Below are 25,358 nucleotides of genomic sequence, written 5' to 3' on the forward strand. Positions count from 1 at the left end.
GCTCATGTGGAAATTAATATTCTTACTCCTGTTGATCTTAACGAATGAGATTACTTTTAGTCAAATAAATGATCCTATTTATAAAATCTACTTGAAGGATGGCACCATCGTAAAAGGCAAGCTGTCAAATTCAAATAAAGAGCATGAATTAATTATAAGTTTGAATGACAGTACCCATTTATATATCGCTGAAAAAACAATTAAAAAAACGAAATTAATTAAAGGCTGTTCCAAGATAAACTCAGAATTAATATCTAATGATTTCCATGAAAAAGGGTTCTATAATATCACGAGTATTGGAATCAATGGTGGGATTAGAGAAAATCAGACATCCTCACTTGGAGTACACATAAATTCAACAACCGGCTACATGTTTTCAAGATATTTTGGAACAGGTCTTGGTTTTGGAATTGACAAATTTGATTATGAAGCGCTACTGAATCCAATTTCTGATCCTTTTATTCAAAACGTTTCTCCTATAACAAACAGTATTCCTGTTTTTCTGGAAATCAGGGGATACTTTTATGGAAAACAAACTGCCTATTATTATTCTCTGAATGCTGGTTATGGGTTTGTAAATAAAAATGAAGCGCTCAATGTTTATAATGCAAAAGGTGGGATGATGTGGTATCCCGCTTTAGGCATCCGTTTTGGAAATAAAAAACATTTTAACGTATGTTTAGATTTAGGTCTAAAATTCCAAAGAATGGAATACATTGTTCCAATTATATTTGATGAAGGGTATGATCAATATAATATGAATTACAAACGTTTTATCTTGCGGATAGGTATTCAAATATAGGGCATGTGCTCTTATGCAACAAAAAAAACGATCCCATATAGAACTCATAGCTGGCTGTGTTGACAATGATCGCAAAGCCCAGGAGCAACTCTATAAACTGCACTTTAAAGCGATGTTTCAAATGTGTTTGTATTACTTTAAAGAGGAGCAAGATGCTTTGGAGGTTTTGAATACCGGTTTTTTACGAGTGTTTCAAAAAATACAGTTATATAAAAATGAAGGATCTCTTGAAGGATGGATACGAAAAGTAATATATCATGTTATTATGTCTGAATTAAAATTGAAAAAATTGGTCAATAAAACGGAATCCATTGAAAATCAAGAAATCGAACAACATGATTTTACCCTGGAAAAAATATTCAAAGAAGATCTTTTAGATATGGTAAGAAGACTTCCACCGGCAACTGCTCATGCATTCCTACTTTTTGCAAATGAAGGATATTCACATATTGAAATTGCAGAAAAATTAAATATTAGTGTGGGCACTTCAAAATGGCATATCTCTAACGCACGTGAATTATTAAAAAAACAAATTGCAAATGAATCATAAACAGGATTATACTAAATTGGAAGATCAAGGATGGAATGATATGAAAAACATCCTGGATAAAAACATGCCTAATAAAAAGAAACGGTTTGCATTTTATTACCCATTTGCACTTGGCGCCATAGTGCTCTTTTTTATTGCGTTTTATTCCATTTCAGAATTCCATAAAAGAAATAGTAAGACATTGCAATCAACTGCTTTGACCGACTTTTCTTGTGACTCCATTTTTGAAAATTTTCCAAGCCCTATTGTGGTTCGTAACAAAATTCAGAATTCTGGAGCGAATTTAATAAACCCTTCGAACAAAACTCATGCTAAGAATAGCATCGTTGATTTTAAAGTATCAAATTCAAAAATTAAGAAACAAAGTATCCCTCAGCCAGAAAAAGATAAAATTTTAACAGCAAATAAAAAAGTTGAAAATGAATCAGAATTTTCAATTTCTCAAAATATCGGGTTTTTAAAAACGAATCAAAGTGAAGCAACACAAAATTCGCACAGAGACTTCTTTGATTTTGCAGTATTACCCGGAATTTTAGCTAATCTAACATGGCAAAATTCATATCCTGTTTTAAATCCTATTTCATATATGCCAGTTCGACTTCATTACCTGCCGCAAACTTCGATCCGTAAATTTGAATTCGGGATACATTCTGGTATTAAATTTGACACAAAACTAAAGTATTCAGCTTATTCCATTGGCACCCATATAGGCTATAATTTAAATCAAAAATGGAGTCTTAGCGTATCTCCTACTTTGAATATAGAACAAGGAAATTTTTTAATCCTGAATGACTTTGAAAACACTATAATTCTAAGTAATTTAGATTCCTTTAAAAATTCTACAACTGTTTTTACAAACATGGATTCCGAAAATTTTGATTCAAAAGTTGGAATAAATAATTCCTTGCTTATTAAATCCAATAAATTATACAATTTGCAGTTTCCCTTAACCGTAAATTATAAAATAAAATCAAATTGGCAGGCATGCCTTGGTATAGAATTTTCTTTACCCATTCAAAAGCTAATTCATACTTCTCAAAAAAATAATATACTCCAATGGAAGAATCAAACAATAGAAAGTTGGAATGTAAAATCAATAAACTATAATTTACAAGCTGGAATCAGATTCTTTCCAATAAAATCTTTTGGCATTAGCTTAGATTATATAGTAGACATTTTTAATTTACAAAATCAAACTTCAATTTTAAAAACATCCAGTACACCCTCAACGAATATTATAGAATTAAAACAAAAGAATTTAAATCATCTAACCATTGGACTTCTATATAAATTCTAAATATTTATGGTCTTATTTGAGTATCCGAATGTTTTTCTTTCAAAAAATTTCGGACTGCATTAAAACTTACTTTGTTTTCTGAAAAATATTCTCTAGCTAACTGACATTCAATTTCTGACGCATTTAATGTTTGTAATATATTTGCCAAATGCATTTTCATATGGCCTTGTTGAATACCCGTAGTAACCAGGGATCTAATCGCAGCAAAATTTTGTGCAAGTCCCGTGGCTGCGGTGATCATCATTAATTCTTCAGCCGAAGGGTTTTCTAATAATTCCAGAGAACGTTTTGCCATTGGATGCAGTGCTGTTAATCCACCAATCGTACCAAGAGCTAATGGGATCTCCAGACTAAAATGAAATTGACCATTTTCTAATTTGCAATCACTTAAACTACAATACCTGCCGTTTCTTGCGGCATACGCATGACCACAGGCTTCAACGGCCCGAAAATCATTTGCTGTAGCTAAAACAACCGCATCAATTCCATTAAAAATTCCTTTATTATGAGTAACCGCACGATAAGGATCTAATTTTGCAATCTGAACAGCTGTATTAAATCGTTCTGCAAATTCTTGCGCATTCATATTTCCTGAAAACTCACCAAGCTGTTCAATTGAGCAACTTACCCAAACTCGAACCAAACATTCTGGGGTATAATTTGATAAAATAGACATGATAATTTCAATATCCCGTTCATCATCGCTAAAATCATCGGATTGTGTAATAAATCGTTCCAGGCTACTACTAAACGATTCTAAACAAGAATTAATAAAATTAGCACCCATGGAATTACAGGTCTGAAATGAAATCAAAAGTTGATAATAATTTGAAAAAGTTTCAAATGTTTTGAGTTCGATTTCGCCTATACCACCGCCTCTTTCAGTCATATTTCGTGTGACATCCGTTGCATCTGATAACATTATAGTTCTAAATGCTGGAAGACTTGCTTTCAATTTTTCTATAGATCCATTCCATTTAAAATGGATTTGTCCTAGCTTTTTCGTGTTGAGTACTTCTGCATGAATTCCACCACGATCCATCCAATATTTTGCAGAAGATGCAGCTGCGGCCACCACACTACTTTCCTCTATCACCATCGGAACGCAATAGGTTTTACCGTTTATTAAAAAATTAGGTGCAACACTATAAGGCATTAAAAAATTACTGATGGTATTTTCACTGAAACCATCAAGAATTTTTTGTTGATCTTCATTGCGATGCCAATAACTCATTAATTCAAACATCACATTTTCCGGATCTTTAAAGAAGTTTTCGACCATCCATTTGATCTTTCCTCGCTTCGATAATTTTGAAAATCCGGAGATACTTTTATTAGTGGATTTATTCATTTTTTAATAGCTTGAAATCAAATTTTGATTTTTAAAAATGAATAGGCAAGATTTAATCCGCGAATTTGTGATTTTACAAATGTGCGCAAACTTTCATAATCCGCTTGAGCATATTTTAAAAATGAAGATGCTTGTCCATAAACTGCAGGAATTTTACTTTTCTGAATTAAATAATATCCATCCAAAAAATGATTTACACCACCAGATATAATCAATTGCTTGCAATGAATTTTGGCAGTTTCGTAAATTTCATTACAATAATCGACCATTTGTTCAGCAGTATGTCCAACCTTTGTTAATGGCAATAAAGCTTGAACTTCATCTCCATGTTGACGTTGCATTTCAAGGATTGAAAAATTAGTACCTCCAAATGCCCCAAATTCAATTGCTTGAAGTGGCAATTCCAATAAGGCTTTTAAACTTGCAGGACCCATTCCTTGTCCTACTTCTTTAACAATCACCGGAAACGCAAAATGATCCAATACTTTCTTAATCGTATCTATTGGCTTGTATTTAAAACGATCGCCTTCAGCTTGCATATATTCCTGCAATGGGTTGATATGAATAATTAATCCATCGGCTCGTAACAAGTCAACTATTTTCTTCAACTTATCTTGTTGTGCATTTTGAAACCATTGTTCTACCTGTGCAACTCCTAAATTAGCATAAAAAGGTAGATCCGGACCAATAATTTCTTTTACATCAAAATCTGAAAAGCTTTCGGGATTATCAATTAATTTTCTACAGGATCCTAATCCAAAACCTAAACCAAATTCCCTACAAGCACGAGCAAGATTCTTATTAATTAATTTAGCCATTTCTGTTCCGCCCGTCATACTGGATACCCAAATTGGATAAGACAGATTTTTTGAACCGAAAGCTGTTGCTTGAATTTCCTGATCTGTAGGGTGATTACTTAATACCGGCTCATAATAAAATCTCGGATCTACTTGATTTATAGGAGTTTGCGAAAGCATCGCTAGTTCAATATGGTCCTTTTTACGATCTGTTGTGCTTTTTGTAATTTTTGCCATGTTAATTTATCCCTGCCAGCTAATAACAAAGAAAAGTAAATTTAGCTTAACCAAACTAGCTTTTTAATCGTTGTAATTCTTAGGAATCACAAACGGTGTTTAAATATTCAATAAATTTGCAAAAATTTCAATCATGAACCGATATATATTACTATTAACCTTAATGTATCAAGTTGCATTGGCACAGATCTCCCCAAATCTTTTAGCTAAACTGGAAATCAATCAAAAAGTCCCTGTCTTAATACAATTTAAAGATAAAGCAGATTTATCCCAATTAAATCCAGCTTGGAGCAAAGTGCAAAAAACGAATTACGTGTATTCTCAATTGGCTAGCCATGCGAGTTCAAGCCAAACGGCAGTTATTTCCTATTTAAAAGATAACAAGATTGAATTCAGAAGTTTTAATATCGTAAATGTAATTCAGGCGGAACTCAATAAAATACAAGTGGAAACATTGTCAAAATTTAAAAAAATTGCCCTCATCAGCTATGATTCACCTACACCAGCTATTTCTGCCCAAGACCAAAGTCATTCCCTTATTCAACGGGGGCCTGCAATAACCTGGGGCATTCAAAGGGTAGGAGCAGATAAAGTCTGGGATCTTGGATACCAGGGACAAGGTGTAATAGTAGGAGGAGAAGATACTGGTATTAAATGGGATATCCCAGCAATAAAAGAGAAATACAGGGGATTCCAAAATGGAAATATTGATCATAATTATAACTGGCACGATGCAATCCATGCCATTAGTCCATTGAGTGGAAATCCAAATAATCCATGTGGTTTGGACTTAAAAGAACCGTGTGATGATAATTCCCATGGCACGCATACTATCGGTACTATGGTTGGACAAACCCCTGAACAAGCAATTGGGATGGCACCATTAGCGCAATGGATTGGATGTAGAAATATGGAACAAGGCAATGGAGCACCTTCCACTTATATTGAATGTTTTAATTTTTTTCTTGCTCCAACAGATTTGAATGATAAAAATCCAAAACCTGAATTGGCACCTCATGTTATTAATAATAGTTGGTATTGTAGCCTTGAAGAAGGTTGTGACCCTTCGAATTATTCAATTATGGAAGAAGTAATAGAAAATTTGAAAGCTGCTGGTATCGTGGTTGTTGTATCCGCTGGAAATGATGGGGCTGCTTGTAATACCTTAAGACATCCACCAGCAATTTATGATGCTAGTTTTTCTGTTGGTGCCTTTGAAGAAAATAATACAATCAGTGATTTTAGTAGTAATGGTCCGGTCAACAACTATAAAGAAGTGAGAATAAAACCAAATGTTGTGGCTCCCGGATCGAATATTTTATCCATGTTACCCGATGGAACGTATGCAGCCTGGAATGGCACCAGTATGGCCGGTCCACATGTTGCTGGATTGGTAGCCTTAATGATTTCTGCAAATCCATTATTAGCTGGGCAAGTACAGCGTATAGAAAAAATAATTGAAGAAACCGCGGAGCGATTTACTGCTGATTTTGATTGCTTTCCATATACTGGTTTAAACCTCCCTAATAATACCTATGGTTTCGGTCTGATTAATGCTGTTGCTGCTATAGAAAAAGCTTTATTAGTTGTAGATATTGATCAAGAAACAAAATCTACCTTTGAATTATTTCCAAATCCTGCAAACGCTGAAATCGAAATTAAACATTCCTTCCCAAATAACACTTTGATCCAAATAAAAGATGTGAATGGAAAATTGATGTTACAAAATAATTTAAAAGCTAATACTGCTAAAATTCATATTGAACATCTATTACCGGGAGTCTATTTTATTTCAAACACAAGTAATCATCAGGTAGTATCATTTATAAAAATGTAGCAGATTATAGAATTTTTTATGAAAAAGCTATTTAATCAAATCAACCGCCTGGAGTTGATCCAAAAAATGAAACAAAGTGAAGAAAAGCGAATCACCCTTTCATTTTATAAATATACCCGAATTTTTAATCCTGAATTTTTTAGAAATCATTTCTATTCTAAATTAGATGAAATTGGCACCTTAGGGAGAATCTATTTAGCAGAAGAAGGTATCAACGGCCAAATTTCAATCCTTGAAAAACAGCATATTCAATTTAAAAATATTATTGATGAAATTGACTTCCTTCGGGGAATTCGTTTGAATTATGCGATTGAAGATGATGGAAAATCTTTTTTTAAGTTGGCAATTAAAGTCCGTAAAAAAATCGTCGCTGACGGCATTGATGATCCTACATTTGATTCTTCTGATTGTGGTATACATCTCAATGCAAAAGAATTTAATGATTTAATAGAAAAGCCAGAAACGATTGTAGTGGATATGCGTAATCATTACGAAAGTGAAATCGGTCATTTCAAAAATGCAATTACACCAGATGTAGTGACGTTTAGAGAGTCATTGCCAATTATTGTAAATCAACTTCAAGAATGTAAGGACAGAGAAATTGTGATGTATTGTACAGGAGGAATCCGCTGTGAAAAAGCGAGTGCATATTTCAAGCATGCTGGTTTCGAAAAGGTGTACCAATTAAATGGTGGAATTATAGAATACGCACGTCAGGTAGATCAACTGGATCTTGAAAATAAATTTATTGGTAAAAACTTTGTCTTTGATGAACGACTTGGTGAACGGATTTCAGATGAAATCATCAGCAGATGCCATCAATGTGGTGTTCTAAGTGACCATCATGTAAATTGCAAGAATGATCAATGTCATATATTATTTCTACAATGTCCGAATTGTGCAGAAAAATATGAAGAATGTTGCTCCAGAAGGTGTGCAGACTTTATAAAACTGGACCCTATAACAAAACATCAAGTTCAGGAATCTTTGGAATTTAATGGCAGTAAATTTTCAAAAGGAAGATATAAAGCAATTGGCAAAGATGAAGCGCTCAATTTAGGTTGAATCCTATAAAGTATAAGCGGAAATCTTGAAGTATTAAAAATAATTGCAAACCTTGAGAACTAAAAATGAAACCGGAAAATATGATACGCATTCTAGTTTTGGTTTCTTTGTTTTTATTTACCACTTGTAATCAAAATGATTTAAAAATTGGTGACATCGCTCCAGCGTTTACTAAAATGGAGTGGATCCAATCCCCACCGTTAATATTATCTGATTTAAAAGGCAAGGTAGTGCTCATTCGATGGTGGACAGATCAATGTATTTACTGTGTACAATCTGCAGATGCATTAAATACATGGCACAAAAGTTATAGTGATTCAGGTTTGGTCGTAATCGGCTTGTATCATCCTAAACCTTTACCTAAACAATGTGATATTGAAGAGATTCGTGAATTTGCTATGGAAAAAGAATTTCAATTTCCAATTGCTATAGACAATCAATGGACAAATTTGAAAAAATTTAAGGCAGAATTAAATCCTGAAAATTTTACCTCGCTTAGTTTCCTAATTGGAAAAGATAGCAAAATCATTTATATTCATCCTGGCGGCGAATACCATGAAACTTTAGAAAAAGGGCATGAAAATTGCGTTCGCGATTATTATGAAATCCAACAAAGGATTCAGCTAGCAATCCGATCAAAATGACTTAGTTTTGCAGAATGAGTAAATGGATATTAAAAGAAATTCAAAAGAAAAAATCCCTGGGCATTAAAAGTCTGGCAGTACTCATTGATCCGGATTATTCAAAAATTAGAAATCTTGAGACCACGATTGAACTATCCAATGAGAGTAAGGTGGATTACTTTTTCATTGGAGGCAGTCTGGTGATGCAAGACCGAATGGATGAATGTGTTAAATTAATTCGTGAAACAAGTAATATACCAATTGTTTTATTTCCCGGAAGTACATTTCAAATTCATGCACAGGCAGATGCATTGTTATTTTTATCCTTGTTATCTGGCAGAAATGCAGATTATCTTATCGGCAAACAAGTAGAATCTTCAATGCGACTATTTGGAAGTAAATTAGAAATCATCTCAACGGCTTATTTATTAATTGATGGGAAAAATAGCAATACTGCATCCTATATTAGCCAAACATTACCGATACCAAATAATAAGCCAGATATCGCATTAGCCACAGCTATGGCTGGACAAATGTTGAATATGCAATTGGTCTATTTAGATGCTGGTAGTGGTGCACAGGAGCCCGTTCCTGTAAACATGATTCAAAAATTAAGTCAATTTATTGAAATTCCAATCATCATAGGTGGTGGAATTCGGGATGCTGAAACCGTTTTTCAAACAATACATGCAGGTGCAGATCTTGTTGTCATTGGCAATATATTAGAGGAAAATCCACAACAATTAAAATCCATGATGAATGTTGTTAGTAATTATTCACCATTGCATGTGAAACGTTAAGGATATGGTCGGATTAATATTGCGTTCTACAGGTAGTTGGTATGAAGTTTTGTTAGAAGAATCTAAAAAGATAATTTCATGTCGGATTGTTGGTAAATTAAAATTAGATAAAGAAAATTTAACAAATCCGGTGGCTGTTGGAGATCGCGTTGAGTTGGAATTGGAAAATGAAAACCAAGGGAATATTCATGGTGTCTTACCCCGAAAAAATTACATTGCACGGCAATCCCCTAAATCAAGATTACAATTACATTTAATAGCATGTAATATTGACCAGGCATTATTAATAAGTTGTATGCGCGATCCGATTCTCAAAATTGGTTTTATCGATCGCTTTTTGTTAACTACAGAGCCACAAAATATTCCTGTAATTATTGTTTTTAATAAATGGGACATTTATACAGAAAGTGATAAATCAGAATTTAATGAACTCAAAAATGTTTATGAAAAAATTGGGTATGAGGTGCATGCAGTATCTTCAAAAGATGCCATGGGGGTTTCCGAATTACGCTTAAAATTAAAAAATAAAACGACGCTCCTATCTGGACAATCGGGTGTTGGAAAATCATCTCTCATAAATCAATTAAATCCAGGACTTAATTTAAAAACCAGTCGCTTATCTGGTTATAGTGGCAAAGGCATCCATACTACTACATTTGCTGAAATGTTTCCTTTAGATTTTGGTGGGTACCTAATCGATACTCCTGGAGTAAAATCATTAACATTCAATAATCTTGATGTTATGGATATCGCGCATAACTATCGGGAATTTTTCAAAGCTTCTGCAAATTGTCGTTTTGGTTCACAATGTACACACCGGAATGAACCTGATTGTGCTGTTAAAACTGAAATAGCCAATGGAACTATTAGTGAAATCCGGTATAAAAACTACCTCAATGTTTTAGAAGAAGTAGAAGCTCAGAATTTTTGGGAACGAAATCGGAAATATTAAATTATTCTTGAATATTAGGAGCTATCTCAAGCAGGCAAGCATAAAAATTAGCAATCGGCAACTTCCAAAGAAAATATATTTATACATGCTTACGTTCGGATAAAAATCTACATAATGAAGAAACAACTTTTCTACTTAATATTTTTCATATTTATTATATCTGATAGTTGCGAGAAGGATAAAATTATTAACAAAAGTATTATTGGAAAGTGGACTTGGATTAAAACTTATTATGGATTTACAAATTCTACTGAAACTTATAAAGATCGAGGATATAACTTCGAAATACTCTTTGATGATTATTACTATTATGAATATAAAGATAATAATTTATTAAGTAAAATGCAATATGATTTAGTTGTTAAAGCAGATAGTAGCATGTATGTAAAGTATGAAAACGGGTTAGAAGAAATAATAAGTTATAGCAAAGATACTTTGTTACTTTATTATTATCAAGGAGAAGGATCATTAGCATATTATACAAGAAAATAGCATGCCGATAACATGTTTTACACGCAGCCCAGCAAGAAAACTTAATCTTTCATTTTTTGGCATTTATAGTAAAACCTGATTCATTATCTCGGGTGAGCGGCGGTTACGGAGCTACTTGTATACAAAAAACCTTCACTACTTCGCCTTGTATCTTGACGACATTCAAGAATAAATAATCTCCTAAACAAGTCAACCCCGATTTATAAAACTGGCTTTCTATTAAACAGAATTCTTAAATAGATTTTGTAATAGGTAATTCAATATAATTTTATAAATTAAATTCAAGATATATTTCAAATTACCTTTCCTATGAATAGTTTACGTCGGTCCTTCCTTCTTACCACGCTTGTACTTCAATTAACGAGTATCAAAATCATTCAAGAATTAGGTAGCGGCTATCCTATTTCTCCTATAAAATTGATACCATACTCCTACTATGCTAATATCAACACAACTAAAATCAAATCTACTTAGAGGCATTTTATTGCAGGGGCAGCATGGATACTTATTTGAAAGTTGTGGCATACCTAAAGTATTCTTAAATGCTTTAAAACCAGACAGTTTCATTTTTACTCTGAAAACATCCTTGATCCCAGATCATTAAACCCAAGCTCTTATAAAATTCTTTGAATTCAAATTAATACCCATATATTTAAGCAATTTTTATTTGAATAGTTATTATGGAAAATCTTAGCTTTTATAGAGCCGGCTTATTTACTGCCATCTTGGTTACTATTTTAATAGGATCCTGGGAATACTATTTGCGTGCTCAAAAAATAAATATTTCTTATGATGATGGCGGATTCCTTTGGTCGAATAAAAGAGCACAAGTTTATTCAAAAGAAAATCCTACAACTGTTTTTATTGGCTCTTCACGGATAAAATATGGTTTGGATATCCCAACCTGGAAAAAACTAACGGGTGAAAATGCTATACAGCTTTCTATCGAAGGCAGCTCGCCTTTACCCGTTTTAAAAGATCTTGCCAACGATGAATTGTTTCATGGCAAATTAATCATCGATGTTACCGAAGGTTTATTTTTCTCTACAGCTGAGCGAAGGATGGAAAAACCAAATGAATACATTGATTTTTATAAAAATTTAACGCCAGCTCAAAGCTTTAGTTTTAAGGTAAATACAATTTTAGAATCTCAATTTGTTTTTTTAAACAAAGATTATTTTTCCTTAAATGCATTACTGGATAAAATACCCGTCCCTAAACGGACAGGTGTATTTAGCGGACCCGACTTTCCAATGGATTTCAGAAATATTTCTTATGAAAGACAGTCTAGGATGACAGATAAATTTATAGCTGATACAAATTTACAAAACAAGGTAAAAGGTATTTGGAAATTTCTTGGATCCCTCCCGAAAGGTCCTCCGCTAATTGATACTAAACTTGATAGTTTTATTACAGAAATTAAAACCTCCATCGACAAAATAAAACAAAGAGGAGGAATCATAGTATTTATAAGAACACCCTCTAGTGGTCCATTCCTTATTACGGAAAATAAAGATTTTCCACGAGAACAATATTGGAATAAATTATTAACACAAACGAATTGTCCGGGAATCCATTTTTCAGATTATCCAGAAACCTCAAGTTTTATTTGTCCTGAATATTCTCATTTAAGTAAACAAGATGCAGTTCAGTATACTACCCAACTTATTCAAATTATTAAAAAGGAAAAACCAGCTAACTTCAATTTATAATTTCTATCAAATACGAATAATTCAATAGATTCAAAATGGTCTTCAATTCATACACGTTCATCGTTTTCTTTATCGTAGTTGTAATTCTACATCATTTACCTTTTAGCTGGAAGCTTAAAAAGATAAATTTACTCTTAGCGAGTTATGTCTTTTATGCAGCCTGGAACCCCATTTTTATTCTTCTATTATGGTTATCTACATTAGTCGATTTTTTTGTTGGTCGATTACTATATAATGAAAATAATCTGATCCGAAAAAAACTATTACTTATAATTAGTCTTGTCGGAAATTTAGGCATGCTTTGCTTTTTCAAATATGGAGGATTTTTACTGGATAATTTTGTATTCTTTGTAAATCAAATTGGATTTGATTATCATCCAGCTGAACCGAACATTATTTTACCTGCAGGAATTTCATTTTATACATTTACTACGCTTTGCTATACGATTGATATGTATCGTAAAGAAAGCAAACCTGTAAAATCTTTATTAGACTTTTCACTTTTTGTAACTTTTTTTCCACATTTGGTCGCAGGACCCATTGTAAGACCTCCACAATTAGTACCCCAATTTGAAAATCCTCACACAGCAAGTCGCAAACAAATGATTCAAGGACTTTTCTTGCTTTCCCTGGGATTATTTATGAAAGTTGTATTAGCAGATAGCATGCTGGCGGAATCTGCTAAAACAGTTTTTGGAGCTTCGCAAGTTTTAGCAACCCTGGATGCATGGATGGGCGTACTTGCTTTTTCAGGACAAATATTCTTTGATTTTGCAGGATATTCAACCTGTGCTATTGGCGTTGCATCTTGCCTTGGATTTAGTTTGCCGGAAAATTTTATTTACCCCTATGCCGCTATCGGATTCTCTGACTTCTGGCGACGCTGGCATATTACCTTATCAAAATGGTTGCGGGATTACTTATATATTCCATTGGGTGGAAACCGCAATGGAACATTCAAAACATATGTAAATTTAATGATCACCATGTTATTAGGTGGACTTTGGCATGGTGCCAATTGGACATTTGTTGTATGGGGAGCCTTACATGGATTCTATTTGTGGATTGAAAAAATGATTGTAGATTTTAGATATAAAAAAATCAACAGAATTGAAAATCAGGAATCCGGAATTGCATCAAAAAATGAAATTGTAATACCTGGGTTTATATCTAAATTTTTTACAAATAAGATTTTTTTAGCATTACTTACTTATTTTCTTGTCAATGTTACCTGGGTATTTTTTAGAGCAACAGATTTTAGTTCCGCATGGAGACTCTTGGCTTCTATGTTTTTACTGGTGCCACAAGGTGCCGTATTGTTAAGTCATTTAAGTATCCTAAAAATTACGATTATTACGCTTGGGACTTTAATTGTTCATTGGATCATGCGAAGCCGGAATTTATTAGTTGAATTTGAAAAAATGCATTGGTTAACTGTAGGAATTATCTGGTCAATTATGCTGTTACTGTTAATAATCTGTCAGGAAAGCAGCAGTTCATTTATATACTTCCAATTTTAATCCAAAATTGAAAATTCTAATTACAATTATACATTAAGAAAGAAACATACCGTTTTCGAATTTATCCATTTCAAAGTTTGTTGCCGAATCGTTCGTAAAGTTTGAAATGCTGCAGTACAACAATCCATTAATTAAGTGACTGTTTCCTTAAAATTATTAAGTTGTATGCAATTTGCTTAATAAATTCAGAAATTCAGATGGACTTAATTCTTCCGGGCGCTGATCAAAATATGAATCCGCTAGAATCGTTGGATCCTGCACATAGGATTTTAAATTATTGCGCAATGTTTTTCTTCGAAACTGAAAAGATGTACGCACCAATTTTTGAATCTGAAGAAACTTTTCTTTAGATAATGCATCAGACTTTCGCCTCAATTCCAAAACTGAAGACATCACTTTTGGCGCTGGTGTAAAAGCCGATGGATTAATGTCGAAACATCTTTTACCTTCATACATCAATTGGGTCATTACACTTAATTTACCATATTCTTTGGTACTAGGGCCTGAAATAATCCGCATGACTACTTCTTTTTGAAACATACCGATCATTACTGGAATGCGCTCAGAATTTAATAAGGTTTTAATTAAAATCTGGGAGGAGATGTTATATGGAAAATTTCCACATAACAAAAATTCATTTCCGTCAAATAAGGCAGTAAAATCTGTTTTTAATACATCTTCACATATCAACTGATCTTCTGTGAGAATTCTATTATGTAAAAGATGATTCTGCATATCCCGATCTGCTTCTACGGCCAGAAATTTTTTATTTAATCTCAATAAAAAATTTGTCAACGCTCCCCGACCAGGCCCGATCTCCAAGATAGAATTGATATCCTGTTGTGCGACCCGATCCGCAATCTTCTGAAGAATAGAATCATTATTCAGAAAATGTTGTCCGTAGGATTTCTTTGCAAATAAACTCATTTTATTATTGTGGATTCGTAGCAAAAACAGTTAGTTCTGTAATAAAACCACGATCATTCATTTCCAACATACTTAATATACTATGTGCAATTTCTGTAGCCTGTAATTTCGTGTCATTAAAAGGTCTAGCATCTCTACCACTATTGATCACAAAATTAGTTTGAACTTCACTCGGGTTCACTTGCATCACGCGAATATTGTATTTCCTCAATTCTGCACGCCAACATTCCGTAAGTGCGGCTAATGCAAATTTACTTGCACAATAAGCCGTTCCCGATGGAAAACCAGATTTTGCAGCAGTGGATGCTATATTTATAATATTTCCTGTTTGAATTTGAATAAAATGCTTTGCTGCCTCCCGTGCACATAATGTTGCCCCTATTACATTGGTTTCCAACAATTTTCTGAAGGCATCAATATCTATACTTTCTAATAAATTAAAATATCCATAGCCTGCATTATTGATAAGTACATTTAAACCTCCCATAGCAGCCTTTGATTTTTCAATCAAATCGATTACTTGATTTTCATTACTGACATCTGCTGTTATTGCTATTGCATTGGTTTCCATAGCTGCTTGTTCTAAATGTTCTCTATTCCTGCCACAAATAACAACCTGAGCCCCTTTTGAAATTAACAATCTTGCAGTTTCCAATCCAATACCCTGACTACCTCCAGTGATCAATACTTTTGCGTTTACTATTTCCATTTTGATTTATTTAAATTTAAACTATTCTTTTTATTAAGGTTACTATAATTTCCAAAATTTTTATTCGCAACAAATTGAAAAAACCACACAAGATGATTTACAGTTACTTTCCGATTGCATTTTTTTAATAAATAATTACATATAAGCTATGTTTTTCCACGCATCAGCATTCAAGCAAAATATAGATTCACAATTTCCAATAATTCCAGTGGCTTATCTGCATGAATCCAATGACCAGCTCCTTCAACTTCTTTAAATTGAGCATGTGGTAAGAATTCAATTATCGTACGTTCATCCTGAGTATTTAGATATGGAGATAAACTTCCTTTCACGAAAAGAACATCTTTTTGAATCGGATGTTTAAAATTAATTTCTTTATTGATTTCTGAATAATTTTCATACAAGGCTTTTAAATTAGGTTTCCAGAAAAAATTTCCTTCTTTATCCCGATCCAGATTTTTTAAAATAAATTGTCGAACTGCAAATTCAGGGATATATTCCATAATTTTTAAATCTGCTTCGATTCTCGTTTTTGTAAGCTCTAAATTTAAAGAAAACATGGCATCAAAGACAGAATCATGGCCTCTTGGATAAGATTTTGGAGCAATATCTAAAATGATAGCCTTCTCGATTTGCGGAGCCGCCTGATGGAGCATTTCCAACACTACTTTTCCACCCATACTGTGTCCTAAGAGATACACTCTATTTAATTGATTCCCCTCTAAAAACTGAATCACATCGAGCGCCATTAAAGGATATGAAAAGCTATCAGTATGCGGGGATTTACCATGATTGCGTAAATCAAGCGTGTAAACAGTAAACTTTTCACTTAAAGTTTTACTAAAGCTTTGCCAATTATCGAGACTTCCAAATAAACCATGCAATATTATTAAAACCGGTCCGTTACCTGCTTTTTTAAAATGCAGTGGAATAGCTGATTGTTCTTTCACTTCAATTCTTAATTTTGCCTTTATATGTCATTTAAACTAGAATCCAATTACCAACCTACTGGTGATCAACCTCAAGCAATCAAGCAATTGGTTGATGGTATTAACAACAGAGAGCGCGCTCAGGTTTTATTAGGCGTCACAGGATCTGGCAAAACCTTTACCATGGCAAATGTTATTGCCCAAGTAAATAAGCCTACCCTCGTAATGACACATAATAAAACATTGACAGCACAATTGTACGGAGAATTTAAAGAGTTTTTTCCAGATAATGCAGTGGAGTATTTTGTTTCTTATTATGACTATTATCAACCGGAAGCTTATCTTTCTGTGTCTGATACCTATATAGAAAAGGATTTACAAATAAATGAAGAAGTAGATAAACTTAGATTGAAAGCCACCTCTTCCCTATTATCAGGAAGAAGAGATATCATTATTGTTGCCACAGTTTCTTGCATTTTTGGGATGGGAAATCCAGAAGATTATAAAACAGGCATTATTCGCTTGCAAAAAGGGCAGATATATTCAAGAAACGCTTTTTTGTTCAAATTGGTAGATAGCTTATATAATCGAACAGAAGGGCAATTAACTAGAGGAGAATTCAGAGTCAAAGGCGATACTGTTGATATCCATCTTCCGTATGCAGATTATGGTTACCGGATTCACTTTTTAGGGGATGAAATTGAAAATATTGATCAAATAGAATTAAGTACCGGAAAGCGTATTATTAGCATGGATTTTGCAGCAATTTTTCCTGCAAATTTATATGTTGCGCCGAAGGATCGTTTAAAGCAGATCATTCGATCCATAGAGGATGAGCTATTCGCACAAACAAAATACTTTGAATCTGAAAATAAATATTTAGAAGCTAAACGAGTTTCAGAAAGAACCCAATTTGACCTTGAAATGATTAGAGAATTGGGATATTGCAGTGGAATAGAAAATTACTCGCGATTTTTTGATGGCAGAGTCCCAGGTACTCGACCTTTTTGTTTATTAGATTATTTTCCAGAAGATTATTTATTGGTAATTGATGAAAGTCATGTTACGATTCCTCAAATCCGGGGAATGTGGGGAGGTGACCGTGCAAGAAAACAAAATCTTGTTCAGTTTGGTTTTCGCCTTCCATCTGCTTTGGATAACCGACCTCTAAATTTTGATGAATTTGAATTGCAGTACAATCAAATAATTTATGTTAGTGCAACTCCAGCAGATTATGAACTTTCTCAAACAGAAGGAGAGTTTGTAGAACAAGTCGTGCGGCCAACTGGATTATTGGATCCTCCTATTGATGTTAGACCTTCCTTCAATCAAATTGATGATTTATTAGAAGAAATTCAAAAAAGAAAAATAAAGAACGAACGCGTATTAGTGACTACCCTGACAAAGCGAATGGCAGAAGAACTTAGTAAATATTTACAGGGACTCAGTATTTTGTGCAAATACATCCATTCTGAAATAGATACTATGGAGCGCGTAGAAATATTACGGGATCTGCGACTTGGAGAGTTTGATGTTTTGGTTGGTGTCAATTTATTGAGAGAAGGTTTGGACTTACCTGAAGTTTCTTTAGTTGCAATCCTTGATGCAGATAAGGAAGGATTTTTAAGAAATGCACGTTCACTGACACAAACAGCAGGTCGTGCAGCCAGGAATTCAAATGGATTAGTAATCTTTTATGCTGATAAAGTTACGGATTCTATGCAAAAAACAATCGATGAAACAAATCGACGTCGGGCTATTCAGATTCATTATAATCTTGAGAATAATATAACTCCAACAACCTTGAGTAAAAGCAGAGAAGAGATCCTCCAAAAGAGTTCTATCCTAGATATGAGAGGCCCTCAAAATCCTTATATTGAAAAAACAGAACCAAGTATTGCAGCAGATCCTCTGATTGCCTATATGAACCGAACACAATTGGAAAAACTGATTCAACAAACGGAACAAAAAATGAAAGCGGCAGCCAAAGATTTAGATTTCATACAAGCGGCTTCCTACCGGGACGAAATGAATGCATTAAAGAAAAAACTAAAGGAAACACTTCATTAATTCAAAAGAAAATAGTTCGCAGAATTTCTTAAATAAATCGACAATAGAGTCCTTATATTTATATCATTCAATGGCTATTTTGCCTTTACTAATAGGAATCCCATTGAATTCTGAAATCTGATAAATGTATATGCCAGCTGGCAAGTTTTCTTTATTTATTGTTGCCTTCTCCTGTTCAAATTTATGCTCTTGCATAAGCGTGCCAAAGAGGTTATAAATGCTTAGGTTATATTGCACTGTCATACCTTGTTCTAAGGTAAATATACATTTTTCACTAAATGGATTTGGTATTATTGAAACATTAAAAGATTTATACTTTTCTGCAACATTTGTGGTACGTACTGATTTCTGACGAACTATAAATGCTCCAAATGTTGGAAACTGAGAAACCGGACTTTGAGTAGAACCAAATGCTTGCGCAGCTGTATGTCCTATCATTGGGATTGTAATCACCCCATCGGCAGGATAAACCCCGGTTAATATATCATTGTCAAAATCTAAAGCATTTATTAATTCATATGGATCTCCAGGAATCAATCCTAACTTAGAAATATCTATTTTTATAGTAGGTTCATTGCTCCAATTATAGATAACGACGTTTGCTCTATTGGGTTCATACTTATTAGGCAATACAAAATATTCCAAACCTGTTGTAGGCAAATCCGGAATAAAGGTATTTTGTGAAAAATCACTTTCCAAAAAACCCCAAAGATAAACACCATAAACAGCTGGGATTCCGCCAATAATTTTATTGCCTTTTACCGAAGCATCAAATATGGGTGTATTATTGAATCCCAATCTAGTTTGACAAGTTAAGTAGTTACTATCCAAAATCATATTTTGGACTCCATAATTCAGTCCAAAAGCATTTACAGGTGGTCGTGGAGTATTGGTTCCGGCAAACGTATAGTTATGCTTAATGACTGTATTCCGAATCGGATTATTGACACCATTTGCAACTACAAAAAAATTATGGGTCCTTGAATTTTTACCGACGCCACCTAAATTCTCTGAAGCAGCACCACCATTAAAAATTATATTTCTTTGCACATCAAAATTTCCTAAAGCTGCTGTAGTCGTGGTCTGCCATATTTTAATTCCATTCCCATAGGTATTACAAATAATATTATTCTGTATTCGTTTAGTTCCAAACGTATCATTTTGCAAATACATACCATGTCCATGACCTTCCAAATTGCCATTATTATTTTCGTTGTTTCCAATATTATAAATAAGGCAACCATAAGCTTCTGAATTTTTTGCTGTTTTCCAGCAATCTAATCCACTACCCGTATCGTGTATAACAAGATTAATGAATTTCATATTTTCTGCCGTACACGTGATACCACCAGCCCGGGTTATATTGCGATTCAACATGCTGGAATTTAAAATCTCCAATCCCCATAACCAGGTATAACTGCAACTTCCTAAAGATAAATAAATGGTATAAGTATGCTGACCATCAATGAGTACTCGCTCATCATTGTAATTTCTAAAAATAATAGCTGCATTTTCAGTACCATTCGTCTTACAACTAAAGGATGTCTGGACATCATAAGTATTCGTGTATCTGCCACCCCGAATCCAAACTGTATCACCCGGTTTTAAAGCGAGCGGATGATTAAATGCTGTTTGCAATAGCCAGGGTTTATCAAAACTTCCATCTCCCATACTAGTAGCCGATGATGAAACAAAAAAACTGCTAGCTTGTAGTGAACTTATCTGCAGTACTACTATCAGAAATAAAAAGTACTTATTAAGCATAAACCTGGTATTTTAAACAAAGTTATTTAAAAAATCTACTAAATAAAATAAATCAATGCTCAAATAAGAATTAGCTTTCGCAAATATTTTAAACCTTTAGGTATAGTTAAACTTTAAAAAATAAATGTAAAATTTATGACCCACAATCTAAAATGAAATTTTAGCTTTATACAAAATCTTCAAAGGGTGCAATAAATACTAAAAACTAGATTCAAAAACAAGCTATTTAAAAATGAAAACGATCTATATTTTAATCATTCTTTGTTTTTCAATTCGAGTACAAGCTGAACTTTCAAAACTTGAACCCTATCTCCTGGTATTAGGAATAGCACAGGATGGTGGATATCCACATATGGGCTGCGAAAAAAAATGCTGCGAACAAGCCTGGGAAGATAATACTAAAAAAAGGTTTGTTGTTTCTTTAGCTTTAGTTGACCCATCAGAAAAAAAATGGTGGCTATTTGAAGCTACTCCCGACATCCGGGAGCAATTTCAGCTATTTAACAAACTCACGAATGAAGTATATCCATATTTACCAGAAGGAATTTTCTGCACACACGCACACATCGGGCATTATACTGGGTTAATGGAATTTGGAAGAGAAGTTTTAAACACTAAGAATCTAAATGTTTATGTACTACCAAAAATGAAACAGTTTCTTTCAACCAATGGACCCTGGAGTCAATTAGTGCAGTTAAAGAATATTGTCATAAATGAACTTCGTGTTGACATTCTCCAAAATTTAAATGCTTCTATCAAAATACTGCCTTTTGAAGTTCCACACCGCGATGAGTATTCAGAAACAGCAGGATTCAAAATTATTGCCAAAACCAAATCATATCTATTCATTCCAGATATCGACAAATGGAGTCTCTGGGAAAAAGATATAATTAGCATCGTTAAAGAAGTTGATTATGCATTTATAGATGCCACTTTTTCTGAAGCAGATGAGTTAATCAATAGAAAAATGGCTGAGGTCCCCCATCCATTTGTCGCTGAAACTATGCAACTCTTTGCCAATGAAACATCAGAAACAAAAGCTAAAATAAAATTCATTCACTTTAACCATACCAATCCAATATTATGGTCTTCTAAAAAACGAAAATTAATACTTCATAAGGGCTTTGGAATTGCTGAACAAGGTGCCCATTATTAATTTCAATTTGCAATCAATTCAGTCTAACATTTATAAATTAATCCCACACAAATTTCCAGTCTCCGTCAGATTGCTTCTTCCAAACGGTATGAAATATACCTTTACTCGTTATGGTACTATCGACAGCATCCTTAGCAGAGAAGGTATAATTTCCATAGGTATATGCTAAATCACAGGAAGCCGATACATCCACAAAGACAGCATCCCATTTCAACACTACATTTTTTAAGTTAGCGGCAATAAAATGATTTTTAATATTCTGTTTACCAGAAATGAGGGTTCCCCCACGACTTAATACTGCATTAGAATCTGCATAATATGAAAAAGCTTCAGCTAATCCCTTTTCACTTGCCAGCTTTTCAAATTTTTTCTCTATCCTAAATATTTCTTGTTTTGCAATCTCGATTTGGGATTGCGTAATTTTTTGGTTACATGCACTTATTTCTAAAAATATTAAGATGCCAATTATTCGCTTCATAAAAATTGAACTTTATAACTAAATATGCAATATTCAACTGTACAATGGTTTCTGTGCTTAAATTAGTTCAACATTAAACTTAGCTGATCAGCTTAGAAAATTATTAATATTGAAACAAGTATCTTAGAATGCAAAGAAACAATTGAAACATTAAAATTATTAGTTTCTTCTTATTGTCATTTGATTTTTCGATATTCTAAATCAAATTCTAACGCCCAAACTTTGCCTCCATCTTTTGAAATTTCACCGAACTGTCGTATTTTATTATTGCCAAGATTTGTAAATGTCATTTTGCGCAAAGCAAGACTGTCTTTAGCATATATAAAAGGGGCTGTTTCAAGTATCATTTGATTATTTAAATAGGAACCTTTTAAATATTCATTCCCTAAACCGAAATTATCCACCCAAGTCTGCTGCCAATTTTTATCAATCGAATTATATCTGTTGAAACTTTTACCTGCATAACGTACATTGTTTTTAACAGTGACACTTGTCCATTCTTCTAAAAGTACACAACTGTCCAAAATAACGGATATCCTACTGTCACCAGCTTTTTTTCCATCTGGACTAAAGGCCTCCCATTCACCTATCCAAAAATCAAATTGACGATACTCTATACCGGAACATGGTCCTTGTCTTGTAGTTTGTGAACACAATTCTTGTGTAAACAAAAGTAGAAATTGAAAAATAAATATATATTTCATGATCTCGAAATTTAATTATTAAAATCTAAATTTACCTAATTTTCCTTCAACCTCCAAATATGCTGGCAAGGCTGCTGAACCATACCATCGAATCAATTCAGGTTCCAAAAGTTTTGCTTTTATTGCAGGATCAGATTCCAATAATAAAAGTGCATCCTCCTTATTGCTTAGGTTCAAAATAAATATCCCCCGGTAACGATCATTTTTTTCCAAGGGTCCTGCAACTGTCAATTTGCCTTGATCTGCCAAACTCCGAATGTTTTTTAAGTGGCCTTCGAAGAGCTCCTTTCTCTTTCCTGCATCCTGCTCAACACCAGTCCCGGTTTTAAGCAATACTAAAATATACCACTTCATGCCATAATCATCTGCTCCATATTTTGCAGTTAAAGTAGAATCAAAATGAACATTAGCAGATTGTGCGTCCATTTTGGAAAGTGAAACAAATAAAACAATTAAGCAACATAAAAATTTTAAATTCATGATAATTAAATTTAATAGTAATGAAACAGAAATCATTTAACTAACGATTCTGTTTATGTTTTGTATCGATATGAAACCCCTAAACCAACAAAATATTTTGGCGAGCTTGGTGATAAGCCAAGACCCCCGGATAAATCCAGTTGCAAATTTGAATTTATCAAAAAAACAAATCCTGCATCTATTCGATGGTCTTCCTGCATTCCATCAGGAACAAAACCATATAGCTCAATATAGGAGCTAAGCTTATCAAGAAATGCCATCCCTAAACTTAAGGTATAAACAAAGCTTGCCTCCGAGTTTTCACCATCCCATGCTGCTCCAAGGTTATAGCCTAAAGAAAATCTGTTGGACAAACTGTGTTGCAGTGTAAATCGGAAAGAAGTTGCCAGGTTTGAAAGCCTTTCTGTTGGACTAGCTAATTTTGGAATTGCTAAATGCCCAATAAAAGAGATTTTAGGAATCCAATCTTTTTCTTCTACTAAGTTTGTTTTAAAACCGATTTCAATAGGTGGCAAGACAACTTTATGCACTCCAAATGATTTATTTGAAAGCAACTCTGCAACAAGCCGTAATTCAAACCTTTCATTCACCCCATAGCGCAATAAACATGTCGGATGTGCTATGGATGTAAAATCCTTATTTAGCTTTTCATAAGTTAAACCACATTCCATTTGAAAGTATTTGGAAGGCACTAAATTTGGTGACTCTGTTTGATCAGGCCTGTCTGTAGAAATGGATTGGCTGGATTGCCCCATCAAAACACAACTAAAAATATTTAAAAAAATGAAAATAAAACTGAAATTGGACCGTAACATTTTTCTCATTTCTTAAATTAATTGTAGATAAATTAAAATTAAAAATAGTACCCCTATTACAATTCGATACCAACCAAAAAATGAAAAGCCATAGGTATTCAAAAACTTCATAAATAATTTGACTGCTATCCAGGCAAAAATAAAGGCAGTAATCAAACCAACACCTAAAAGTAAAAATTGCGTTTGATTAAATTTTAAGGGCGTCTTCAATAAATCATAACCCGTAGCTGCAATCATTGTTGGGACCGCCAATAAAAATGAAAATTCGGTAGCTTGTTTTTTATCTAATCCATTAAATATTCCTCCAATAATGGTTGCACCAGCTCTTGATACACCTGGAATAATAGACAAACATTGAACGAGACCAATGGATACTGCTCGTCTATATGAAATATGTTCCACTTCCAAATACTCGCTTTCCTTTTGTGCTACAATTTTGTCTACAAATATTAAAACAATTCCTCCGAGAATTAATGAAATGGAAACTACCAAGGGACTAAATAGATGCTCTTTAATAAATCCATAGGCTAAAAACCCTATAATAGCCGTTGGCACAAAAGCTGCAAACAGTTTAAAATAAATATCTAATCCAACTAAAAATCGATTAGCATACATGATTGCAATTGCTAAAATTGCACCTAATTGGATTGAAATTTCAAATGTCTTTAAAAATTCAGTATTCTCAATTCCAAGACAATAAGATGTCAAAATCATATGCCCCGTTGAAGAAACAGGCAAAAATTCTGTAAGTCCTTCTACAATTGCTATAACGATTGCTTCAACTAGATTCATATAATTTCAATAACTACCAAATAAAGTTCAAAAATACATGAATTTGAAAAACGAAGGGCTTTTAATAAGCTACCCTCAGGAATTCAATGAAATTAATTAATTTACAACTTTATGCTCCTGATAAGAAATGTTTTACTTATGAAAATTCAAAAGCTTTGGAAATTAATCTTGCTACTTCTGTTAGAGATTCCAGATTTAATAGAATGTCAGAAAATTGATCAATAAATCTTAAGGAAGCAAATTGATAAAGATACCCGACAAAGTTTGATAAGGGCTAATTTAAAAATAAAAAGTTCAGATCCAGTCATAGGCATAGTAAAGGATCTTCAAGGAGAATTTATAATTCAAAATGTACCAGTTGGTAGAATGCAACTGGAATGCACTCATGTTGGCTATGAATCTTATGTATCAGATCCTTTCATTCTCAATACGGCAGACCCTTTTCAAATCCATATCGAATTTTGCGTTCAAAAATATTGAGATGTTTTTGTTTACAAAT

At 33.4% G+C, this 25,358-nt stretch carries 24 protein-coding genes; 13 read left to right on the forward strand and 11 right to left on the reverse strand.

All coding sequences use genetic code 11. From position 1 onward, the window contains the following. Positions 1-4 precede the first annotated feature (4 nt). From IPO86_15790 to IPO86_15800, 3 genes are read left to right on the forward strand one after another with little or no spacing between them, the layout of a single operon-like run. On the forward strand, positions 5-802 hold the full coding sequence (locus IPO86_15790) for a hypothetical protein (GenBank protein ID MBK9729569.1): 798 nt from the start codon (positions 5-7) through the stop codon (positions 800-802). A 13-nt stretch (positions 803-815) separates the two neighbouring features. Beyond that, positions 816-1,352 carry a sigma-70 family RNA polymerase sigma factor gene (locus IPO86_15795; protein ID MBK9729570.1) on the forward strand — a complete coding sequence of 179 codons (537 nt, stop codon included), beginning with the start codon at positions 816-818 and terminating at the stop codon, positions 1,350-1,352. Continuing rightward, on the forward strand, positions 1,342-2,649 hold the full coding sequence (locus IPO86_15800; GenBank protein MBK9729571.1) for a hypothetical protein: 1,308 nt from the start codon (positions 1,342-1,344) through the stop codon (positions 2,647-2,649). The genes IPO86_15795 and IPO86_15800 overlap by 11 nt, the downstream gene beginning before the upstream one ends. A 4-nt stretch (positions 2,650-2,653) precedes the next feature. Here IPO86_15800 and IPO86_15805 read toward each other — a convergent pair whose 3' ends face one another. Together IPO86_15805 and IPO86_15810 are read right to left on the reverse strand one after the other, a co-directional pair. Further along, on the reverse strand, positions 2,654-4,000 hold the full coding sequence (locus IPO86_15805; protein MBK9729572.1) for a hydroxymethylglutaryl-CoA reductase: 1,347 nt from the start codon (positions 3,998-4,000) through the stop codon (positions 2,654-2,656). Between the two features lie 17 nt (positions 4,001-4,017). Next, complete coding sequence (locus tag IPO86_15810) at positions 4,018-5,034, reverse strand: type 2 isopentenyl-diphosphate Delta-isomerase (GenBank protein MBK9729573.1); 1,017 nt, start codon at positions 5,032-5,034, stop codon at positions 4,018-4,020. 133 nt (positions 5,035-5,167) lie between these two features. Between IPO86_15810 and IPO86_15815 the strand changes: the two genes are divergently transcribed. The 8 genes from IPO86_15815 to IPO86_15850 all read left to right on the forward strand — a co-directional run bounded on the left by IPO86_15815 (position 5,168) and on the right by IPO86_15850 (position 14,035). Beyond that, positions 5,168-6,871, forward strand: a complete 1,704-nt coding sequence (locus tag IPO86_15815) for a S8 family serine peptidase (protein ID MBK9729574.1) — start codon at positions 5,168-5,170, stop codon at positions 6,869-6,871. 18 nt (positions 6,872-6,889) lie between these two features. Beyond that, entirely contained in the window at positions 6,890-7,936 is a 1,047-nt protein-coding gene (locus tag IPO86_15820; protein MBK9729575.1) for a rhodanese-related sulfurtransferase, read from the forward strand. Positions 7,937-8,016: 80 nt separating this feature from the next. After that, on the forward strand, positions 8,017-8,580 hold the full coding sequence (locus IPO86_15825; GenBank protein ID MBK9729576.1) for a redoxin domain-containing protein: 564 nt from the start codon (positions 8,017-8,019) through the stop codon (positions 8,578-8,580). A gap of 14 nt (positions 8,581-8,594) precedes the next feature. Then, a complete protein-coding gene (locus tag IPO86_15830) occupies positions 8,595-9,359 on the forward strand; it encodes a geranylgeranylglyceryl/heptaprenylglyceryl phosphate synthase (GenBank protein MBK9729577.1) in 765 nt (254 codons plus the stop codon). 4 nt (positions 9,360-9,363) lie between these two features. After that, positions 9,364-10,311, forward strand: a complete 948-nt coding sequence (gene rsgA / locus IPO86_15835; GenBank protein MBK9729578.1) for a ribosome small subunit-dependent GTPase A — start codon at positions 9,364-9,366, stop codon at positions 10,309-10,311. Between the two features lie 114 nt (positions 10,312-10,425). Then, positions 10,426-10,803, forward strand: coding sequence for a hypothetical protein (locus IPO86_15840; protein MBK9729579.1), 378 nt, complete (start codon positions 10,426-10,428; stop codon positions 10,801-10,803). Positions 10,804-11,483: 680 nt separating this feature from the next. Further along, positions 11,484-12,515, forward strand: a complete 1,032-nt coding sequence (locus IPO86_15845; GenBank protein ID MBK9729580.1) for a hypothetical protein — start codon at positions 11,484-11,486, stop codon at positions 12,513-12,515. Between the two features lie 35 nt (positions 12,516-12,550). Beyond that, positions 12,551-14,035, forward strand: a complete 1,485-nt coding sequence (locus tag IPO86_15850) for an MBOAT family protein (GenBank protein MBK9729581.1) — start codon at positions 12,551-12,553, stop codon at positions 14,033-14,035. A 156-nt stretch (positions 14,036-14,191) separates the two neighbouring features. Here the strand turns inward: IPO86_15850 and rsmA are convergent, their stop codons facing one another. The 3 genes from rsmA to IPO86_15865 form a co-directional block, all read right to left on the reverse strand. Next, on the reverse strand, positions 14,192-14,962 hold the full coding sequence (rsmA, locus tag IPO86_15855; protein ID MBK9729582.1) for a ribosomal RNA small subunit methyltransferase A: 771 nt from the start codon (positions 14,960-14,962) through the stop codon (positions 14,192-14,194). Between the two features lie 4 nt (positions 14,963-14,966). Further along, positions 14,967-15,671 carry an SDR family oxidoreductase gene (locus IPO86_15860; GenBank protein ID MBK9729583.1) on the reverse strand — a complete coding sequence of 235 codons (705 nt, stop codon included), beginning with the start codon at positions 15,669-15,671 and terminating at the stop codon, positions 14,967-14,969. Between the two features lie 170 nt (positions 15,672-15,841). Then, entirely contained in the window at positions 15,842-16,621 is a 780-nt protein-coding gene (locus tag IPO86_15865) for an alpha/beta fold hydrolase (protein MBK9729584.1), read from the reverse strand. A 24-nt stretch (positions 16,622-16,645) separates the two neighbouring features. Between IPO86_15865 and uvrB the strand changes: the two genes are divergently transcribed. Beyond that, positions 16,646-18,670, forward strand: a complete 2,025-nt coding sequence (gene uvrB, locus IPO86_15870) for an excinuclease ABC subunit UvrB (GenBank protein ID MBK9729585.1) — start codon at positions 16,646-16,648, stop codon at positions 18,668-18,670. A 63-nt stretch (positions 18,671-18,733) separates the two neighbouring features. Here uvrB and IPO86_15875 read toward each other — a convergent pair whose 3' ends face one another. Beyond that, a complete protein-coding gene (locus IPO86_15875; GenBank protein ID MBK9729586.1) occupies positions 18,734-20,434 on the reverse strand; it encodes a T9SS type A sorting domain-containing protein in 1,701 nt (566 codons plus the stop codon). Positions 20,435-20,666: 232 nt separating this feature from the next. Here IPO86_15875 and IPO86_15880 point away from each other — a divergent pair, with 232 nt between their 5' ends. Continuing rightward, a complete protein-coding gene (locus IPO86_15880) occupies positions 20,667-21,590 on the forward strand; it encodes a pyrroloquinoline quinone biosynthesis protein PqqB (GenBank protein MBK9729587.1) in 924 nt (307 codons plus the stop codon). Positions 21,591-21,627: 37 nt separating this feature from the next. Here IPO86_15880 and IPO86_15885 read toward each other — a convergent pair whose 3' ends face one another. The 5 genes from IPO86_15885 to IPO86_15905 form a co-directional block, all read right to left on the reverse strand. Continuing rightward, positions 21,628-22,068 (reverse strand): DUF4440 domain-containing protein, encoded by a 441-nt coding sequence (locus tag IPO86_15885; protein ID MBK9729588.1) that lies wholly within the window; start codon positions 22,066-22,068, stop codon positions 21,628-21,630. 176 nt (positions 22,069-22,244) lie between these two features. Continuing rightward, on the reverse strand, positions 22,245-22,772 hold the full coding sequence (locus tag IPO86_15890) for a hypothetical protein (GenBank protein ID MBK9729589.1): 528 nt from the start codon (positions 22,770-22,772) through the stop codon (positions 22,245-22,247). Between the two features lie 18 nt (positions 22,773-22,790). Next, positions 22,791-23,252, reverse strand: coding sequence for a hypothetical protein (locus IPO86_15895; protein ID MBK9729590.1), 462 nt, complete (start codon positions 23,250-23,252; stop codon positions 22,791-22,793). 53 nt (positions 23,253-23,305) lie between these two features. Next, entirely contained in the window at positions 23,306-24,007 is a 702-nt protein-coding gene (locus tag IPO86_15900; GenBank protein ID MBK9729591.1) for a transporter, read from the reverse strand. Between the two features lie 72 nt (positions 24,008-24,079). Further along, positions 24,080-24,859, reverse strand: a complete 780-nt coding sequence (locus IPO86_15905; GenBank protein ID MBK9729592.1) for an undecaprenyl-diphosphate phosphatase — start codon at positions 24,857-24,859, stop codon at positions 24,080-24,082. Positions 24,860-25,358: the final 499 nt, after the last annotated feature.

The organism is Saprospiraceae bacterium, assembly GCA_016717265.1.
Classification (GTDB): domain Bacteria; phylum Bacteroidota; class Bacteroidia; order Chitinophagales; family Saprospiraceae; genus Vicinibacter.

Bases quoted from the DNA above. Each gene is read 5' to 3' on its own strand.
- IPO86_15790 (MBK9729569.1), top strand. From the start codon at position 5: ATGTGGAAATTAATATTCTTACTCCTGTTGATCTTAACGAATGAGATT.
- IPO86_15795 (MBK9729570.1), top strand. From the start codon at position 816: ATGCAACAAAAAAAACGATCCCATATAGAACTCATAGCTGGCTGTGTT.
- IPO86_15800 (MBK9729571.1), top strand. From the start codon at position 1,342: ATGAATCATAAACAGGATTATACTAAATTGGAAGATCAAGGATGGAAT.
- IPO86_15805 (MBK9729572.1), bottom strand. From the start codon at position 4,000: ATGAATAAATCCACTAATAAAAGTATCTCCGGATTTTCAAAATTATCG.
- IPO86_15810 (MBK9729573.1), bottom strand. From the start codon at position 5,034: ATGGCAAAAATTACAAAAAGCACAACAGATCGTAAAAAGGACCATATT.
- IPO86_15815 (MBK9729574.1), top strand. From the start codon at position 5,168: ATGAACCGATATATATTACTATTAACCTTAATGTATCAAGTTGCATTG.
- IPO86_15820 (MBK9729575.1), top strand. From the start codon at position 6,890: ATGAAAAAGCTATTTAATCAAATCAACCGCCTGGAGTTGATCCAAAAA.
- IPO86_15825 (MBK9729576.1), top strand. From the start codon at position 8,017: ATGATACGCATTCTAGTTTTGGTTTCTTTGTTTTTATTTACCACTTGT.
- IPO86_15830 (MBK9729577.1), top strand. From the start codon at position 8,595: ATGAGTAAATGGATATTAAAAGAAATTCAAAAGAAAAAATCCCTGGGC.
- rsgA (MBK9729578.1), top strand. From the start codon at position 9,364: ATGGTCGGATTAATATTGCGTTCTACAGGTAGTTGGTATGAAGTTTTG.
- IPO86_15840 (MBK9729579.1), top strand. From the start codon at position 10,426: ATGAAGAAACAACTTTTCTACTTAATATTTTTCATATTTATTATATCT.
- IPO86_15845 (MBK9729580.1), top strand. From the start codon at position 11,484: ATGGAAAATCTTAGCTTTTATAGAGCCGGCTTATTTACTGCCATCTTG.
- IPO86_15850 (MBK9729581.1), top strand. From the start codon at position 12,551: ATGGTCTTCAATTCATACACGTTCATCGTTTTCTTTATCGTAGTTGTA.
- rsmA (MBK9729582.1), bottom strand. From the start codon at position 14,962: ATGAGTTTATTTGCAAAGAAATCCTACGGACAACATTTTCTGAATAAT.
- IPO86_15860 (MBK9729583.1), bottom strand. From the start codon at position 15,671: ATGGAAATAGTAAACGCAAAAGTATTGATCACTGGAGGTAGTCAGGGT.
- uvrB (MBK9729585.1), top strand. From the start codon at position 16,646: ATGTCATTTAAACTAGAATCCAATTACCAACCTACTGGTGATCAACCT.
- IPO86_15875 (MBK9729586.1), bottom strand. From the start codon at position 20,434: ATGCTTAATAAGTACTTTTTATTTCTGATAGTAGTACTGCAGATAAGT.
- IPO86_15880 (MBK9729587.1), top strand. From the start codon at position 20,667: ATGAAAACGATCTATATTTTAATCATTCTTTGTTTTTCAATTCGAGTA.
- IPO86_15885 (MBK9729588.1), bottom strand. From the start codon at position 22,068: ATGAAGCGAATAATTGGCATCTTAATATTTTTAGAAATAAGTGCATGT.
- IPO86_15890 (MBK9729589.1), bottom strand. From the start codon at position 22,772: ATGAAATATATATTTATTTTTCAATTTCTACTTTTGTTTACACAAGAA.
- IPO86_15895 (MBK9729590.1), bottom strand. From the start codon at position 23,252: ATGAATTTAAAATTTTTATGTTGCTTAATTGTTTTATTTGTTTCACTT.
- IPO86_15900 (MBK9729591.1), bottom strand. From the start codon at position 24,007: ATGGGGCAATCCAGCCAATCCATTTCTACAGACAGGCCTGATCAAACA.
- IPO86_15905 (MBK9729592.1), bottom strand. From the start codon at position 24,859: ATGAATCTAGTTGAAGCAATCGTTATAGCAATTGTAGAAGGACTTACA.